Raw genomic sequence first — 16552 nt, forward strand, 5'->3', positions numbered from 1 at the left:
TCAGTCTGCTGGGTTGTTTTTGTGGAAAACAATTTTGGCCGGATTGCCGAACACCGTGGCGCCGGCCGGTACGTCCTTCATGACCACCGCACCGGCTCCGATGACCGCGCCGTCACCGACCTTGACGCCTGGCATCAGGGTGGCGCGTGGGTGCACGGTGACGAAGTCGCCGATCTGCACGCCACCGCCCATGAACGTCATTGCGCCAACGTGCACGTAGTCACCGATGCGTACGTCGTGCCCGAGCATGCTTTGGGCATGGATGGTGACAAAGTCGCCCATGCGCACGTCCGGCCCGGAATGGACCAGCAAACCAAAGAAGCAGCCCTGGCCGAAATGCACCCGCCTGCCCAGGCGGACGTCGGTGCAGATTGGAATGAACCGCCCGCCCTTTTCGAGGATCGGCAGAGCATAGCGGTGGCGGTCGTAGGGATTTCCCATCGCACAGACGAATACATCGTCAGGCTGGGGCAGATAGCTCATCGGATCGCCGATGATCGGTGTATCGACCCCGTAGCGATCTAGGATATCGGCGCGGCTGTCCAGGAACCCGCCGATCAGCCAGTCCTTGCCATGCCCGGCATCGTTACGCATTTGCTCAAGGACTTCGCGGCCCCAGCCGCCGGCGCCGATAATGAGTGCGCGTTCCATCAGAGCACCGCCCCGCCGTCCATGACCAGGCTGGTGCCGGTGACCCAGCGGCTGGCGTCGGACAGCAGGTAGACCGCAGCGTTGGCGACATCTTGCGGTGTGCCTAGACCCAGTGGATGGCGCGCGCGTTGTTGGTTCAGCAGTTCATTGAGCCCGTTGTCCTCGCCCCAAAGGCGCGGAGTGGGCACGGCCGATGGCGAAATCCCGTTGACTCTCACGCGGTGCTTCGCCTGTTCTAAAGCCAAGCACCGGATAATGCCCAGCAGGGCGGACTTCATTGCCGAGTACGGCCCCACGCCGCGTGTACCAATATGCGCGGAGGTGGACAGCATGAACACGATGGAGCCTTGCGCGTTAATGGCATTGGCTTGCAGCAGACGCTGCGTCAGCATGACCGGTGCAAGGAAATGAACCTGGTACATGCGCGTCATCAGTTCTTCCTTCAGTTGGCGGATCGGCGACAGCATCTGCCCGCCGAAGCAGTGCACGACGCCGTCGATGCGCTGGCTGGCTTGCACCAGGCGCTCCCGGTCCTGCGAAACAGTCAGGTCGGCCTGCACCTGCACATGCCCATCGCCGGCCAGTTGCGCATGGGTTTGCTGGAGACGCTCGGGATCGCGACCGCTGATGACCAAGCGCGCGCCACGCCGTGCGCAGGTCAGCGCGATTTCCTGGCCAAGGCCGGACGATGCGCCGGTGACCAGGATGGTCTTGCCAGTAAGGGAAAAGGCTTTGCGAGTCGGATTGCTCATGCGTAGATGTCCATCGGCACGGTCAGGCCACCATCTACGACGAAGTAGTTGCGGGTGACCCAGCGACTTGCGTCGGACAGATAAAACACCGCCGCATAAGCCACGTCTTCCGGTTCGCCCAGTCCCAGCGGGGTCAGTTTGGCGTGCTCATCGATGTTGCCGCCGCTCTTGTTGAGGCCTTCAAGCATTGGCGTGCGCACGTAGCCGGGCACGATGCAGTTGGCGCGGATACCGTGCTTGGCCACTTCCAGTGCCAGAGTGCGCATTGCGCCGAGCAGGGCTGACTTGCTGGCGGAGTAGGCGGCAGTGGCCACAGGACCGATGTGCGAGCCCACCGCCGAGATGAATAGGATCGAACCTTTGGCGTTGATGCGCTTTTTCGCCAGCAGGCCGCGCGTCAGTAGCAGCGGTGCATAGACATTACTGGCGAAGGTTTCGTCCAGTTGCGCGCGGTTGATCATCCGGAATGGTGCTAGCCGGGCGATGCCGGCCGCGTGTGCGACGCCATCCAGGGCACCGACCGAAGCCACCAGATGGTCGATGTCCTCCTGCTTGTCCAGATTGGCGATTACCTGCTCATGCCCGGTGCCTTCAAGTGCGGCGAAGGTCTCGGCCAGGCGGCCTTCGTCGCGGCCGCTGATGACCAGTTGTGCGCCAATCTGCGCGCAACTCAGCGCGATCTGTCGTCCGATGCCTGACGATGCGCCGGTGACCAGGATGCGTTTGCCCTGCAACGAGAACGGGTCGTTGGGATCGAGGGCGATATTCACGACTCGATCAACTCAGGAAACACCGCGCCTTCGATATCAACCAGGCAGGTACCCCAAGACAACCCGATCCCGAAGCCTGAAAGAAGGACACGCTTGGGGCCAGATTCGAGTTCCTTGTTGATCCGTGCGGTCATGGTCAGGGGCAGCGATGCGCCGCTGGTGTTGCCGAAGTCGCGCAGGGTGGACGGCACCTTTTCGATCGCAAGGCCGAGCTTCTTGCGAATGGTCTCGTTGATCATCCGGTTGGCCTGGTGGAACACGAAATAATCGATGTCATCCTTGCTTACACCGGCATACGCGATCAATTTTTCAACTGCGGGGGGAACGCGCTGGGTCGAGAAGCTGAGCACGGCGGTGCCATCGAGCTGCAGATCGGTGGCCCGGTGCCAGCGATCCTTCTCGTTTTCACGATAAGGCAGCAGGTGCTGAATGGCGACAGGCTCGCGTTGACCACCCACCGGCAGGATGATGGCTTTGTAGCCGCTCCCATCGCTGTTGAGGTCGAAATACATCGGCGCTGCGTTCTGGTCGAACTCCAGCGCCGTGGCGGTGCCAGAGTCCGAGAAGATCGGGTCTTCCAGATTGGCACTGCGGTCACCCACCAATAACAGGCCTTTCTTGACGCCGCCGGCAGCGATCATCGAGCCGAGCAGGTTGATGCCGAACGGGTAGGCCGAGCAGCCCAGGTTGACGTCGAAGGCGACCGTGGCATGCGACAGCCCTAGCCGGTCCTGCAGGATGATCGCGGTGGCCGGGATCGGGTAATCCGGCGATTGGGTCACCACGATCAATGCATCGATCTCCTCACGCTTCCACTGCAGACGCTCCAGCAGCACTTCGGTCGCATCGAAGGCCAAGTCGGAAAAGCACTGCCAATCCGAGGCCATGCGGCGTGTCTCGATGCCGATGTTGCGCACCAGGCGCTCGCGTTCGGAGCGGATCTGCGGGCGGCAGTCGGTGAGATTGGACACGACCCGCTTCGGCACGCAGGTCGCCATGCCGGCAAAGCGGACGTTGTGCAGCGTGGAGGTCGGCATGTTACGCCTCGGTCAGTCTGTAGAGATCGCCCACGGTAACGGCGGCGGTCAGATCGTCGCCGGTTATGGTCTTGCCGTACTCCATGTCGAACATGACGATCACACCCAACGCGGCCAGCGAATCCCACTCCGGCAATTCCAGCAGCACGGTGTCCAGCGTGACATCAACCGGTTCCTGGAAGTCGGTGGCGGAGAGGAAGTTCTCGATAAATGTTGCCTGGGTCATGCGAGCTCGCCTGGTTGCCTGTTGAAGAGATGGGAGTCTGAAATGCAGCTGCAGCGTGTTGCGATCATGTTGCCTGTGCACGGGCGATCAGATCGGCAATGGTATCGACCTGGTCGCCGGTCAGGCCAGGAAAGATCGGCAGGCACAATACCTGTGCGGCCACCGAGCGCGCGACCGGCAGCCATGCCGGCGCCGAGGAGGGCAGGGCGCGATACATCGGGAAATCGCTGATCAATGGATAGAAGTACCGCCGCACCAGGATGCCGTGCTCGCGCATCAATTGGTACAGCGCATCGCGCGACAGCGGGTAGTCGTCCTGCACCAGGATCGGAAAGTACGCGTAGTTGGCGCTGGCGTGATCGGGCCGTGCCACGCAGCGCACGCCGCGAACATCGCTCAGGCGCTGCCGATACTGTGCATCGATGGCGCTGCGCTGGGCGATGGCGTGATCGATGTGCTTGAGCTGCAGCAGGCCGAAGGCTGCGCTGATCTCGTTCATCTTGCCGTTGATGCCCGGCGCCACCACCGTGGTCTCATCGACGAAGCCGAAATTCTTCAGATGCCCGATGCGCTGATAGGTTCTTTCGTCCGGGCAGACGATGGCGCCACCTTCGAAGGTGTTGAACACTTTGGTGGCATGGAAGCTCAACACGCTCAGGTCGCCGTGGCGCAGGATCGAGCCACCCTCATCGCGCACGCCGAAGGCATGCGCCGCGTCGTAGATCACCTTGAGGTTGTAGATGTCGGCGATGCGCGTGATCGCAGCGGTATCGCAGGCGGTGCCGTAGCAGTGCACCGGCATGATGGCGGTGGTCTGCGGGGTGATGGCCGCTTCGATCTTGGACGGATCCATGTTGAGCGTCACCGGGTCGATATCCACAAACACCGGGGTGATGCTTTTCCACAGCAGCGAATGCGCAGTGGCCACGAACGAGTAGGGCGTGGTGATGACTTCCCCGGTGATGCGCAGCGCCTGCAGCGCGGTGATCAACGCGGTGGTGCCGTTGGTGAGCAAGGCCAGGTGCGGCACGCCCAGGTACTCGCACAACGCGCGTTCGAGCGCGTGATGCATGTCACCGCCATTGCTGAGAATGCGGCTGGACCAGATCTGCTCCAGATAGGGCAGAAATTCTTCCAGCGGCGGCAGCAGCGGACTGGTGACAGGGATGGGCATCAATGCCTCGGCAGGTGCTGGTGAATGTCGGAATTCCGCCGCAGCCGATGGCTGCGGACGGGGCAATCCTGCTGAAGCAAGCGCTATGCCAGCGAGCCGGGCCGGGGTGCCGGCCCGCTCAGTTCGCCAGCTCGGTCTGCTCGCGATCGATGCCGTACTTGCGCAGCTTTTCCACCAGCGTGGTGCGGCGCAGGCCGAGCAGCTGCGCTGCATGCGCCACCACGCCCTGGGTGCGTTCCAGCGCCTCGTTGATCAGTGCCAGCTCGATGTTGGCCATGTGGCCACGCAGATCGATGCCGTCGTCGGGCAGGCTGGAGCTGGTCGCCGGCTCGGCATCGGCTGGCGAGGATGGCAGGGTCACCACATTGCCCGGCAGCGCGATGTCCTCGACGGGGGCGGCAACCAGCGCCGGCTCGGGCGCAAGCTCGACCGGCACGGCCGCGGCAAAATCACCGCGGTAGCGCGCCGGCAGGTCCTGCACGCGTACCAGTCCGCCCGGATGCAGCACCGCCAGGCGCTCCACCAGGTTGGTCAGCTCGCGCACGTTGCCCGGCCAGTCGTAGCTGCGCAGCGCCTGCAGGGCTTCGTCGGCAAAGCGCACTTCGCCGCGTCCGGTGCGTGCCAGCTGCCCGGCGATGGTCTGCACCAGCATGGCCAGGTCGTCGACACGTTCGCGCAGCGCCGGCATCTCGATCGGGAACACGTTGAGGCGATAGAACAGGTCCTCGCGGAACTGGCCGTCGCTGATGCGGGTTTCCAGGTTGCGGTGGGTCGCGGCGATCACGCGCACGTTGCAACGGATGGTCTGGCCACCACCGACGCGCTCGAAGCTGCGCTCCTGCAGCACGCGCAGCAGCTTGACCTGCATCGGCAGGCTCATGTCGCCGATTTCGTCCAGCAGCAGGGTGCCGCCCTCGGCCATTTCGAAGCGGCCCTTGCGGGTGCTCAGCGCGCCGGTGAAGGCGCCTTTTTCGTGACCGAACAGCTCGCTTTCCAGCAGATCCGGCGGGATCGCGCCGCAGTTGATCGCCACGAACGGCCCGTCGCGCCGCGGCGAATGCTGGTGGATGGCGCGCGCGACGACTTCCTTGCCGGTGCCCGATTCGCCCAGCACCAGCACCGTGGTGTCGAAGGCAGCCACCTGGTCGATCAAGCGGCGCAAGCGGGTCACCGCCTCGCTGTTGCCGGTCGGGCCGGTGTCCTGCTGCACGCCGGCCTGGTGCTCGGCATCCAGGCGCTTGAGGCTGGCACGGCGCAGCAGGGCTTCCAGCTGCGTATGCCGCAGCGGGGTGTCCAGCGTCCAGACATTGGCTTCGTGCAGGCCATGGGCCTGTGCGAACGCGCTCGGGCTGCCTTCCATCAGCAGCACCGGTGGCGGCAGCTTGGCATCGGCCAGCCAGTCGAAGAATTTGTCGGCCTGTGCAGCGTCCTGCGCCGAGCCCACCATCACCGCCATCCATTCGTCGTGGCGATGGCGGCCGGGATTGATGTCGGCGCCGTCGGTGACCCAGCGGGGATTGAAGTCCATGAACTCAAGCAGCGAGACCGTGCGCTCGGCGCGCACGGCATCGCTGTCGATCAACAGAATGCGGGACTCACTCATTCCTGGCTCCTTCCGTCAGGCCCTCCAGGATTGGCATGACTTCCTGGATATAGGACAGCTTGCTAACAAAATTGTCAGCACCCGCGCGAAGAGCATGTTCACGATGCTCTGCATCGTCGAAGTGGCTCGCGATGACAATATACGGCGGATCGTCCTGCGTCTTGATCAGACGCGTTGCCTGCAGCCCGCCCATCTCCGGCATGGCCAGGTCCATCAGCACGACATTGGGGCGCAGCGACTCAGAGCGCTCGATCGCTTCCAGTCCATTGGCGGCACTGCCCACGATATCGAGCCACTCCACTTTGCGAAAATGACGCATCGCAGCGTTGATGAAGCCCTCGTGGTCGTCGACCAGCAGCACGGTGAGTTTGCTCATAGTAATCCTTATCCTGCCCGGGCAAGCAGCGGTTTGTTGATGCGGCGGCGCTCGCGTGCCGGGGCGATGTCGAGTTGTTCGCGGTACTTGGCCACAGTGCGACGGGCAATATTAACGCCCTGGCGCGACAACAGCCCGGCGATGGCTTCGTCGGCCAGCGGCCGCCCGGCCGGCTCGCTTTCGATCAGTCGCCGCACCATCGCCTTGACCGCCTGGCCGGAGACGCTGGCGCCTTCCAGACGTACGGCAAAGAAGTGCTTGAGCTCGAAGGTGCCGCGCGGGGTCTGAATGTATTTGCCGGTGGTGATGCGCGAAATCGTCGACTCGTGCATGCCGATCTCATCGGCAATTTCCTTCAGCGTCAGCGGTGCCATCGCTTCTTCGCCGCGCACCAGGAAGGTGGCCTGGCGTTCGACGATGGCGCGCGTGGCGCGCAGCAGGGTCTCGTAGCGCATCGACAGGCCGCGGGTCAGCCAGCGCGCTTCCTGCAGCATGTCGCGCAGCGGCTGGGCAGCGTCGCCGGCCTCGGCCAGTGCGCGCTCATGCACCGGGTTGATACTCACCCGATGCGTGGTGGCCGGGTTCAAGGCCACCCGCCAGCTGCCATCGGCATGCCAGGCGAGCACGTCGGGAATCACGCTGGCGTTGCTCTCCTGCAACAGGTCATCGCCGGGGCGCGGCTGCAGCGACAGGATCAGCCGTACCGCTTCGCGCACATCGTCCACTTCGGCATCGTGTGCGCGCGCCAGCACCGGATAGTCGTGGCTGGCCAGCAGGTCCAGGTCGCCGGCAAGGATGCGCGCGGCCAGATGGCGCGCCGGCACCCGGCCGGGCAGGGCGCCCAGCTGGGCCTGCAGGCACTCGCGCAGGTCGCAGGCGGCCAGGCCGGCCGGGTCGCCGTGCAGCAGGCGCTGACGGACCGCTTCCACTGCCTGCACGGTCATACCAAGACGGGTGGCGCCAAGCTGCTGCAGCGTCGCCAGGGCCTCGCTCAGATAGCCGGCGTCGTCGGTCTGCTCCAGCCAGAACGCGGCGGCCCCCAATGCGGCCTCGTCCAGGTCCAGCGCCAGATCGCGCAGGATGCGCACGTGCGGGTCGGTGGATTCGCCGGCTGCCACGCGCTGCATGCGGTCGTCGTCGTCGCCGTTCCAACTGCTGCTCTGCACGTCCCACATCGTGCTTTCCGGCAGTTCATCGAAGGCGGCGACATCGGATGCGCCATCGTCGCTGGTCGCGGCGGCATCGCTGTCGGCCAGTTCTTCCAGTTCCAGCAGCGGGTTGGTTTCCAGCGCGCGACGGATTTCCAGTTCCAACTGCATGCCGTCCAATTGCAACAGACGGATCGACTGCAGCAACTGCGGGGTCAGGTGCAGTTGCTGGCCAAGCTGGGCGGAAATGGTCGTCTTCATCGAAGCGCTTCCGGAAGGCGCCGCACGTGGCAGCGATGGAACGCATCTTGCAGGACAAGGCGACGGGTTTCTAATCAGGGAATCGCGTGAGGCAATTCGTGATTTTCCTGACAGGGCGTGGGGAATTCCCTGACGTTCAATACGGACTCAAGCGTGCCCGCCGGAATCCCGTCACTGTTTTCGTCGCTGGCGGCCGTTTCCGGTCGGCGCAGCGGTTTGCTCAGACCAGTTCGTTGTGATGCTTGGCGGCCAGCAACACCAGGTCGTTGGCACGCCGGCAACCGAGCGATTCCATCATGCGCGCGCGATGGGTCTCCACCGTCTTGACGCTGATGCCGAGGTCGGCCGCGATTTCCTTGTTGCTCTGGCCGCGGCCGATCTCGCGCAGGATCTCGCGCTGGCGCGGCGACAAGGCAGCGATACCGACCGGTTTTTCCCGGCCCAGCATCGGCGCGATCATCTTGGACGAAATCTGCGGGCTCAGGAACACCTGGCCGGCCGCCGCTGCACGCAATGCCAATTCCAGCTCAAGCGGCGCGGCATCCTTGACCACGAAGCCGACCGCACCGCGATCGAGTGCATCGCGCACGTGCACCGGGTCGTCGTGCATCGACATCATCACCACATGCGTGCGCGGCGCCGCGCGCAACACATCGGTCATGGCATCCAGGCCGCTGCGGCCGGGCAGGGACAGATCCATCAACACCAGATCAGGCCGGTGCAGGGATGTCATGTCCAGAGCTTGCTGTGCATTGCTGGCCTCACCCACGACATCGATGCCGGCGAAGGTTTGCAGCAGCCTGGACAGGCCGGCACGGACAAGGGTGTGATCGTCGACGATGATGACTCGCACGGCGCAGAAGAGACCTTTTTTCAGTAAAGGGCACCTTAGCCGACCCGGCGCCCCGCGCCAACAGGCGCTATCAGCGCTGGCGGCGGGCGTCGGCGATCTGACGGCGATGCAAACGGAACAGATGACGTTCCAGCGCCTCCTGCAAGCCTGGGGAAAGCGGCGCAAACCGCAGCCATAGCCAGTGATCGTGGCCATCGCTTGCGCTTGCCAGGACCTCGGCAGGAAGCTGTACCAGTTCAGGAAGCCAGTCGGAGGGTTGCAGGCAAACGCTGCCCAGGGTGCCCGGCGGGTGGCTGCTTGCGCAGCTCAGGCGGATTCCGCGCACCGACCAGTGCACGTTCGCCTGGATCAATCCGCTGTCGCCCTGTTGCACCAGGCGGCCGATCAGGGCCAGCATCAGGTCGAGCTTGGCGTCCATGCGCTGCACCAGCAGCGGCAGCTCGCCACGGTCTTCGCTGGTGTCTTCGCTGCGCAGGTCTTCCACCTGGCCCAGGCTGCGCAGCAGGGTTTCTGCGGCGCTGTGCGAGCCGGCGTCGCTGCCGGCACGGAAGCTGGCTGGCAGGCGCACTTCGCAGCTGAGCGTGTCGGCGAACAGCGCGGCATCGGCCGATGGCGCGAATGTGCCGAGCGCGGGCATCAGATCCGTCCGATCCGTGCGTAGGCGCGGCTGGCCGTAGAGGACGTGCGCTGCGCGCGGATCAGATCCAGCAGCTTGCGTCGACGTTCGAGCATCATCCGCATCAGGTCCTGCTGCATCACCTGCAACGTCTGCAACGCGTCGCGGTCCTGACTCAGGTCCGCCTGCTGCGCGTACTCGCGCAGGTGCAGATCGTGGGCGTCCAGCATGAACGGCATCACCTCGAATTCCTCCTGTGCCATGGCCAGGCGGATGTCGGCAATTTCGGCTTGAAGGCTCTGCGCGCTATGCATGGTATGACTCACGAAGCGGCGGAAAGGCCGCGTTGGTCCAGGGGAATGGAATTCCACGCCGAGTCGATTTCGCTGAGCAGTTCCAGCGCTTCGGTCAACGCGGTTTCGTCGTTGTGCAGGTTGGCGGCAGTCAGCCGCTGCATCACGTAGTCGTAAAGCGCCGACAGGTTACCAGCGATCTCGCCACCGGCTTCGTGATCGAGCGATCCGTTCAAGTGACCGACGATCGCGCAGGCTTCGCCGATGGCCTTGCCCTTGCGCGCCTGGTCGCCCTGCGCCAGGCAGGCCTGGGCCAGACGGATGCGCTGGCAGGCGCCGGCGAACAGCAGCGACACCAGCTTGTGCGGGTCGGCTTCGGTCACGCTGGTGGACACGCCGACCTTGCGGTATTGCTCGGCATACTGACGATTGGAACCGTACATGGATGACTCCTCAATGGGCTGACCTTCGTTGGTCCCGGAGCGCTGCGCTCCTGCGACGACGCTCCTGCCGGAAGGCAAGGCCGAAATCACGATAGGCCCTTCTTGTATCGGCAAGACCATTGCGGGACTTGAGGATCCTCATCACGGAAATCAGCTCGTCAGCAGTCCGCTGAGCGAACTGGTGCTGCTCTGCAGCTTGCTGATCATGGTTTCCATCGCGGTGAACTGCGCGGTGTAGCGATCGCTGAGCTTGGTCATGCGCGCGTCGAGGTCATCCAGGTCATCCTCGTAGCCCTTGATCTGCTTGTTCAGGCTGTCCGAGCGCAGGGTCAGGGTGCCGTTGTTGGCGTTGACGTTGCTGTCGAGCAGCTTGGTCATGGCCGAGCCGAACTTGCTGTCCTTGCCGAGCACCTCGGCGGCGGCACCGCCATCGGCGGCGATGGCGGTGTCGAACTTGCCGCCATCGAAGCTCATCACGCCATCCTTGTCGATGGTCAGGCCGAGCGACTTGAGTTCGGTGAGGTTGCCGCTGACCTGGCCGCGCAACTGCTGCTGCAGGCCGCGCACCAGCGAGTCGCCGGTCAACGCCGCGGCGGTCTTGGTGGTGGGGTCGTAGGCGCTGCTCTTGGCCAGCAGGGTGTTGGCGGTGTTGTAGGCGGCCGCGTACGCGGTCAGATTGGCCTTGAGGCCGCTGGTGTCGGCCGCAACGCCCAATGTGACCTTGGTGCCTTCGGCGGCCTTGGTGAGGTTGAGCACCACGCCCGGCACGATATCGGTGACGGTGTTGGAGCTGGAGGTGCGTTCGAAGCCGTCCACGCGCACCAGCGCATCGGTCGCGGCCACGGACTGGGTCAGGCCGCCGCTGACGCCGGGGCCATAGGTGAGGCTGCTCAGGCTCGGGTCGCTGGCGCTGACGGTCAATGCGCCCTTGGTACCGGTGTCGATCGCGTTGAACACCAGGTGCTGGCCGTCGTTGGCGGTCACCACGCTGGCGGTGACGCCCTTGCCACCGGCCGCCTTGTTGATGGCGGCGGCGATGTCGGTGAGCTTGTCGGTGCCGCTGATGTCCACGGTGATTTTTTTCTCGCCATACCCGATCGTCAGCGTGCCGCTGCCGACAGTGGCATCGGCAACGAACGCGCCGGAGGCGAGCTTTTGCGCGCTGGCCAGCGAGACCACTTCCACCGAATAGTTGCCCGGCGCGGCCGAGCTGGTGGTGGTGGCGGTGAAGCCGGCATCGGTCGGCACCGTCGCTTTGTAGGCGTTGGTGTCGGCGCTGCTGATGACCTTGTCCAGCGCAGACTTGAGCGTGGTCATGCTGCTCTTGATCTGGCTGATCGCCGACAGCTGCGTGGTCGCGGCGCTCCCGGCCTTGTTGATGCGCGCCTGCTCCGGGTCTTTCTGCCGGGAAACCAGGGTGGACACCACAGTTGGGATGTCCAGACCGGAGCCGGAAGTGCTGATCACCGATGCCATGTTGCATTCCTCGTCTGGGCGTCCAAGCAAGGATGGACGCATGGGATTACGAGACGGGTATCGGCCGCATCCGCCAGGACTTTAGCGGCAGCAACCCGTTTCGCTCACGAGCTGGGGTAATGCAATTTCCATGCCGGCGGGCCGCGTCAAAAAACCCGCGCCAGGAAAGCGTGCTGCGCGTTCGCGCCAAATCTCGGGCGAAGGAGATCTGCGGCCACAAAAAAAGCCCCTCCGAAGAGGGGCTCTTGACTTGCTGCGAAGCGCTGCCGATTACTGCAGCAGGCTCAGCACGTTCTGCGGAACCGACTTGGCCTGGGCCAGCATCGCGGTACCGGCCTGCTGCAGGATCTGCGTGCGGGTCAGCTCGGCGGTTTCCTTGGCGTAGTCGGTGTCGCGGATACGGCTACGCGAGGCCGACAGGTTTTCCGAGGTTGCGCTCAGGTTGGCGATGGTGGAGGTGAAGCGGTTCTGCACCGCACCCATGTCGGCGCGCGAGGAGTTGACCGCGGTCAGCGCCTTGTCGACGATTTCCAGGGCCTTCTGTGCGCCGGAGAACGTGGAGATGTCCAGGGTGCTCAGGGTCGAAGCGGTGGAGCCGGAAGCGGCCGAGGCAGTGGTGATGCCGGCGCCGACGGTGATGCCTGCGGCGCTGGAGGTACCGGCGGTCAGCGAGGTGAAGTCCTGGCCAGCCTTCAGCGATTCGATCTGCACCGTACCGTCGGTCTTGATCGAGGCGTACATGCCGGTCTGGTCGAGCTTGTCGTTGATCGCCGCAGCCACCTTCTTGTTGACGTCGGCAGCGCTCTCGCCGACGCCGATCTTGACGTCCGAGATGGTGACGCTCTTGGCTGCACCGCTGGCGTCCTTGAACGACAGGCTCATGCCGCTGATCGAGCCCGATGCGGTGGAGGTGCCGGTCACGCCAGCGCCGGAAACGGCGGCAGCGAAGTTGGCCTTGCCCAGCGAATCGACATTGGCGTCAACGATGCTGTTGATGCCGATGGTCTGGCCGGCGTCGGCGCCGACCTGGAACAGCGCGCCGGAGAAGTCGCCGTTCAACAGCTTGGTGCCGTTGAAGTTGGTCTGGTTGGCGACGCGGTCGATTTCGGCGGTGAGCTGCTTGACTTCGGAGTTCAGCGCGTCACGGTCGGTCGGCGAGTTGGTGGCGTTGGACGACTGCACCGACAGCTCGCGGATACGCTGCAGGTTGCTGCCGATTTCGACCATCGCGCCTTCGGCGGTCTGGGCCAGCGAGATACCGTCGTTGGCGTTGCGCGAGGCAACGTCCAGGCCGCGGATCTGCGTGGTGAAGCGCTCGGAGATCGCCAGACCTGCGGCGTCGTCCTTGGCGCTGTTGATGCGCAGACCCGAGGACAGACGCTGGATGCTCGTCGACATGCTCGCGCTGCTGGTGTTGAGGTTCCGCTGAGCGTTCAGCGACATTACGTTGGTGTTGATTACCTGTGCCATTTTGATTTCTCCTAAGCGATTTTTCCGGCAAGGGGGACTTGCCCGGAGCCTCCGCAGGGGGGCCATCAAGTTGGCCGTTGCCGCTGCTGAGATGAATAACGGCGTTGCGTCGGGAACCTTTAGCGAAATCCAGTGTTTTTTTACTGTCTTTCTGCTGCGGGACGAAATACGGAAGCGTTGTGTATCAAGGGGTTTGGTTTATTCGGCAGCACCCCGTAGATCTTTAGCGTTGGTATAACTTTTGACGAATAAACTCCGTCGGCCTGCGCAAGTGCTCGCGCGCAGGAGTGCAGAAAACGCGGGTTTTCTGCTGCAATCAGCGGATCAGGTTGAACAACGACGACGACTGCATCTGCTGAAAAATCGTTTGAGCGGCCTGCAACGAGGCCTTCTCCAGTTCGTACTGCCCAAGCGCCGAGGCGTAATCCAGATCGCGGATCGACGACAGGGTGGTCTTGAGGGTGACCTCGTTGGACTCGAGCAGGGAGTTGGCGTTGTCGATCGCCGACAGCTGCGCGCCGCCGGAGGCGCGCGCATCGATCATCTTCGACGAGGCCTGTGCGATGTCGCGCATCGACGACTGCAGCGTGTTGATCATCGCCGCCTTCTGCGGCTGGGTCAGCGTGTCGGAGTTGAGCGCGCCGACCAGGTCGTCGATGGTGGAGAACACGTCCTTGGTGGTGGAGGCGCCGATCTGGAAACTGTCGCCCACCGCCGGTGCACCGCTGATGCGCATGCGCACGCCGGCCGCGTTGATGTCCTCGCCATCCTTGTAGGTGCCGGTACCGACCACCGTATTGGTGCTGTCGCGCACCTCGTAGGTGTCGGCGGCGGTGAACTGCACGCTGTAGCTGCCGCCGTTCCAGCTGCCGGTGCTGGCATCGCGGCTGAAGTCCAGCAGCAGCCCGGTGCCGGTGTTGGCAGTGTTGGGGTGCGCATCCACGGTGCCGTCGCCGGTGCGGATACGCATGAAGATTTCGCTGCCGGGCAGGGTGTCGCTGACGAAGGTGTCCGGCGCCACTTCGACCTGTTTCTGGGTCTGGTCGCCGTTGTAGGTGACGCCGCCGCTGCTCTTGATGAACGGCGCGCTGCCATCGGCGGTGCCGCCGAACAGGTAGCGCCCGGTGCCGTCGGTGCTGTTGGCCAGGCTGACCATGCTGTCGCGCAGGGCGGTCAGTTCCGAGGCGATTGCCTTGCGGTCGTCGGGGCTGAGCGAGGAGTTGTTGGCCTGCACCGCCAATTCGGTGACGCGCGCCATTTTGTCGCCGGCCTGCGACAGGGCGTTTTCCTGCAGGCCAAGGCGGTTCTGCACGTTGTTGGCGTTCTCGCCAAATCGGGTGATCGCGGCCAGTGCGCGATCCAGGCCTACCGCAGTGCCGGCGGCGACCGGGTCGTCCTTGGCGGTGACCAGGCGCTGCCCGCTGGTGAGCTGGGCCTGGATCTGGTTTAGCCGGGACTGCTTGGCCGTCATCGACGACACCGACTGGCTGTACATCATGCTGGTGGAGATACGGTCAGTCATCAGCGTACGGCACCCAGGATGGCTTGGAAGATGGTGTCGGCGGTGGAGATCATCTGTGCGGCGGCCTGGTAGGCCTGCTGCAGCTTCAGCATGTTGGCGGCTTCCTCATCGAGGTTGACGCCGGAAATCGAGTCGCGGCTGGCCTGCGCCTGGTCGTTGATGACCTTCTGCGCGTCCGAGGCATAACTGGCCGCACGCGCGGCCGAGCCCACCGAGGTGGTCAGGCCCGACAGCGCGCCATTGAGCGTGACCGTGCCGCCGCTGAGCGCCTTGGCATCGTCGAGATTGGCCAGCAACTTGGCGTTGCCGTTGTCGCTGGAGCCGGCACCGGTGGGGCCGACGCCGAAGGTATCGCCGGCCTTGGGCGCGCCGTCCAGCGCAAAGCTCCAGCCGTTGGCGCTGATGGTCTGGCCGGCGGTGTAGGCGAACGGGCCGGCGCCGTCGATGGTGTACTGGTTGGCGTCGATGAACTCCACCGACGACGGGGTCAGCAGCGCCGGGTTCTGCGCATTGGTGACCTTGACGTCGCTGATCTTGCCGGTGCCCAGGTTGGCGACCGTGGCGGAGGCCTTGACCGGGGTGGCCGCGGCAATCCGCGAGGGGTCGGTGATGGCCACCGACAAGGTGCCGGCCAGCCCGGCGGTGGGCTGCAGCAGGAACTTGTCGCCGTTGGCCGGCGTGCCGCCGACCACCAGGCTGACGCCGTTGAGCACCAGCGGATTGGCCGGGGTGCCGGTGCCGCTGAGCGGCACCGCCGAGCCGGTGCTGGCATTGGTGGCCTTCCACGCAGTGCCGTCGAAACTGAGCGTGACGTTCTGCCCATCCACCGCCGCCATGTTGCTGAAGCTGGCGCTCAGCGACGCGCTGCCGGTGTTGCCCGGGTTGGCGGCGGTGGTGGGCGAGCCGATGTTGAAGAAATTGCCACCCATCGCGCCATACAGGTCCATGCCTTGCGCGTGACCGGCGTTGAAGGTGCTGGCCATGCCCACGGCCAGGCGACCGAGTTCGGCCTGGGTCGGTTCCAGCACGCTGCTGCGGAACTCCAGCAGCCCGCCGATCTGCCCGCCCAGCGAGCTGGCGCTGAGGCTGACATTCTGGCCCTGGGTCTGCATTGCCACCTGCAGCTTGCTCGGCTGATACGGGTCGGCGACGGTGGTCAGCTTGGACGAGGTGGTTCCCACCACCAGGGCCTGGCCGCCGGAGGTGAAAACATTCATGAAGCCGCCGTCCTGCATCACCGCGGTGCCGCCGGTGTAGCCCACCAGCTTGGACACCAGCGCGTCGCGCTGGTCGAGCATGTCCGGTGAGGCGCTGTCGATGCTGTTGCCGATGGTGCCGTTGATCTTGGCGATCTGCTGGGTCAGGCGATTGACCTCGTCCACCGCGGAGGTCAGGCCGCTGTTGACCTCGTTGCTCAGGCTGTCCATCTGCCCGTTGAGCTGCTTGAAGCGCGTGGCCAGCGAGTTGCCGCTGTCGAGCATGCTCTGCCGCTCGGCGGTGGACGAGGCATTGGACGAGACCGCACTGGTGGAGTCGAAGAAGTTCGACCACAGCCCGGCCACGTTGGTGGCGGTGTTGGAGTACAGGCTGTCGACGCGGTTGGACAGCGAGGACAGCTGCTGCAGCCGCGACAGCTCGCCGCCGCTGTCGAGCAGGCGCGAGGTGGCCAGCTGGTCGGCCACCCGGCTCACGTCGGTGATCTTGGCGCCATTGCCCACGAACGCGTAGCCCATGTCGGTGGGCGTGCGCGTTGCAAATTCCACACGTTGGCGGCTGTAGCCTTCGGTATTGATGTTGGCGACGTTATGGCTAACGGTCGACAACGCCCGTTGGAAGGCGATCAGCGCACTGGTCCCGGTGGACATGATGGACATGGGCGTT

The 16552-nt window shown here is 64.5% G+C and carries 17 protein-coding genes; all 17 read right to left on the reverse strand.

Annotation, left to right across the window (positions count from 1 at the left end; all coding sequences use genetic code 11):
* The gene (locus AC1PLA_RS10315) at positions 1-651 is read right to left on the reverse strand and encodes an acetyltransferase (protein ID WP_039515089.1); all 651 of its coding nucleotides are present in this window, start codon (positions 649-651) and stop codon (positions 1-3) included.
* Positions 651-1403: an SDR family NAD(P)-dependent oxidoreductase gene (locus AC1PLA_RS10320; protein ID WP_039515090.1), complete on the reverse strand. Its 753-nt coding sequence runs from the start codon at positions 1401-1403 to the stop codon at positions 651-653. The genes AC1PLA_RS10315 and AC1PLA_RS10320 overlap by 1 nt, the downstream gene beginning before the upstream one ends.
* Positions 1400-2173: an SDR family NAD(P)-dependent oxidoreductase gene (locus tag AC1PLA_RS10325; RefSeq protein ID WP_102254468.1), complete on the reverse strand. Its 774-nt coding sequence runs from the start codon at positions 2171-2173 to the stop codon at positions 1400-1402. Before AC1PLA_RS10325 ends, AC1PLA_RS10320 begins: the two co-directional genes overlap by 4 nt.
* The gene (locus tag AC1PLA_RS10330) at positions 2170-3210 is read right to left on the reverse strand and encodes a ketoacyl-ACP synthase III (protein WP_166768431.1); all 1041 of its coding nucleotides are present in this window, start codon (positions 3208-3210) and stop codon (positions 2170-2172) included. Before AC1PLA_RS10330 ends, AC1PLA_RS10325 begins: the two co-directional genes overlap by 4 nt.
* Before the next feature lies 1 nt (position 3211).
* On the reverse strand, positions 3212-3436 hold the full coding sequence (locus tag AC1PLA_RS10335; protein WP_115510986.1) for an acyl carrier protein: 225 nt from the start codon (positions 3434-3436) through the stop codon (positions 3212-3214).
* Positions 3437-3500: 64 nt separating this feature from the next.
* Positions 3501-4610, reverse strand: a complete 1110-nt coding sequence (locus tag AC1PLA_RS10340; protein ID WP_481106106.1) for a DegT/DnrJ/EryC1/StrS family aminotransferase — start codon at positions 4608-4610, stop codon at positions 3501-3503.
* Between the two features lie 118 nt (positions 4611-4728).
* Positions 4729-6213 (reverse strand): sigma-54 dependent transcriptional regulator, encoded by a 1485-nt coding sequence (locus tag AC1PLA_RS10345; RefSeq protein WP_481106107.1) that lies wholly within the window; start codon positions 6211-6213, stop codon positions 4729-4731.
* A complete protein-coding gene (locus tag AC1PLA_RS10350; protein WP_016904817.1) occupies positions 6206-6589 on the reverse strand; it encodes a response regulator in 384 nt (127 codons plus the stop codon). The genes AC1PLA_RS10345 and AC1PLA_RS10350 overlap by 8 nt, the downstream gene beginning before the upstream one ends.
* Positions 6590-6597: 8 nt before the next feature.
* Entirely contained in the window at positions 6598-7998 is a 1401-nt protein-coding gene (gene rpoN / locus AC1PLA_RS10355) for an RNA polymerase factor sigma-54 (RefSeq protein WP_039521489.1), read from the reverse strand.
* 220 nt (positions 7999-8218) lie between these two features.
* Entirely contained in the window at positions 8219-8851 is a 633-nt protein-coding gene (locus AC1PLA_RS10360) for a response regulator transcription factor (RefSeq protein WP_003482986.1), read from the reverse strand.
* A 70-nt stretch (positions 8852-8921) separates the two neighbouring features.
* Positions 8922-9488, reverse strand: coding sequence for a PilZ domain-containing protein (locus AC1PLA_RS10365; protein ID WP_126968853.1), 567 nt, complete (start codon positions 9486-9488; stop codon positions 8922-8924).
* On the reverse strand, positions 9488-9781 hold the full coding sequence (locus tag AC1PLA_RS10370) for a hypothetical protein (protein ID WP_039527384.1): 294 nt from the start codon (positions 9779-9781) through the stop codon (positions 9488-9490). Before AC1PLA_RS10370 ends, AC1PLA_RS10365 begins: the two co-directional genes overlap by 1 nt.
* Positions 9782-9789: 8 nt before the next feature.
* Positions 9790-10203, reverse strand: coding sequence for a flagellar export chaperone FliS (gene fliS, locus AC1PLA_RS10375; RefSeq protein ID WP_039527382.1), 414 nt, complete (start codon positions 10201-10203; stop codon positions 9790-9792).
* 150 nt (positions 10204-10353) lie between these two features.
* Positions 10354-11679: a flagellar filament capping protein FliD gene (gene fliD, locus AC1PLA_RS10380; RefSeq protein WP_065049301.1), complete on the reverse strand. Its 1326-nt coding sequence runs from the start codon at positions 11677-11679 to the stop codon at positions 10354-10356.
* A gap of 270 nt (positions 11680-11949) precedes the next feature.
* Entirely contained in the window at positions 11950-13149 is a 1200-nt protein-coding gene (locus tag AC1PLA_RS10385; protein WP_104570063.1) for a flagellin, read from the reverse strand.
* A gap of 316 nt (positions 13150-13465) precedes the next feature.
* Complete coding sequence (gene flgL / locus AC1PLA_RS10390) at positions 13466-14671, reverse strand: flagellar hook-associated protein FlgL (protein WP_102254461.1); 1206 nt, start codon at positions 14669-14671, stop codon at positions 13466-13468.
* Positions 14671-16545, reverse strand: coding sequence for a flagellar hook-associated protein FlgK (gene flgK, locus AC1PLA_RS10395; RefSeq protein WP_065049297.1), 1875 nt, complete (start codon positions 16543-16545; stop codon positions 14671-14673). The genes flgL and flgK overlap by 1 nt, the downstream gene beginning before the upstream one ends.
* Between the last annotated feature and the right edge of the window lie 7 nt (positions 16546-16552).

The organism is Xanthomonas sp. NCPPB 1826 (assembly GCF_056725285.1).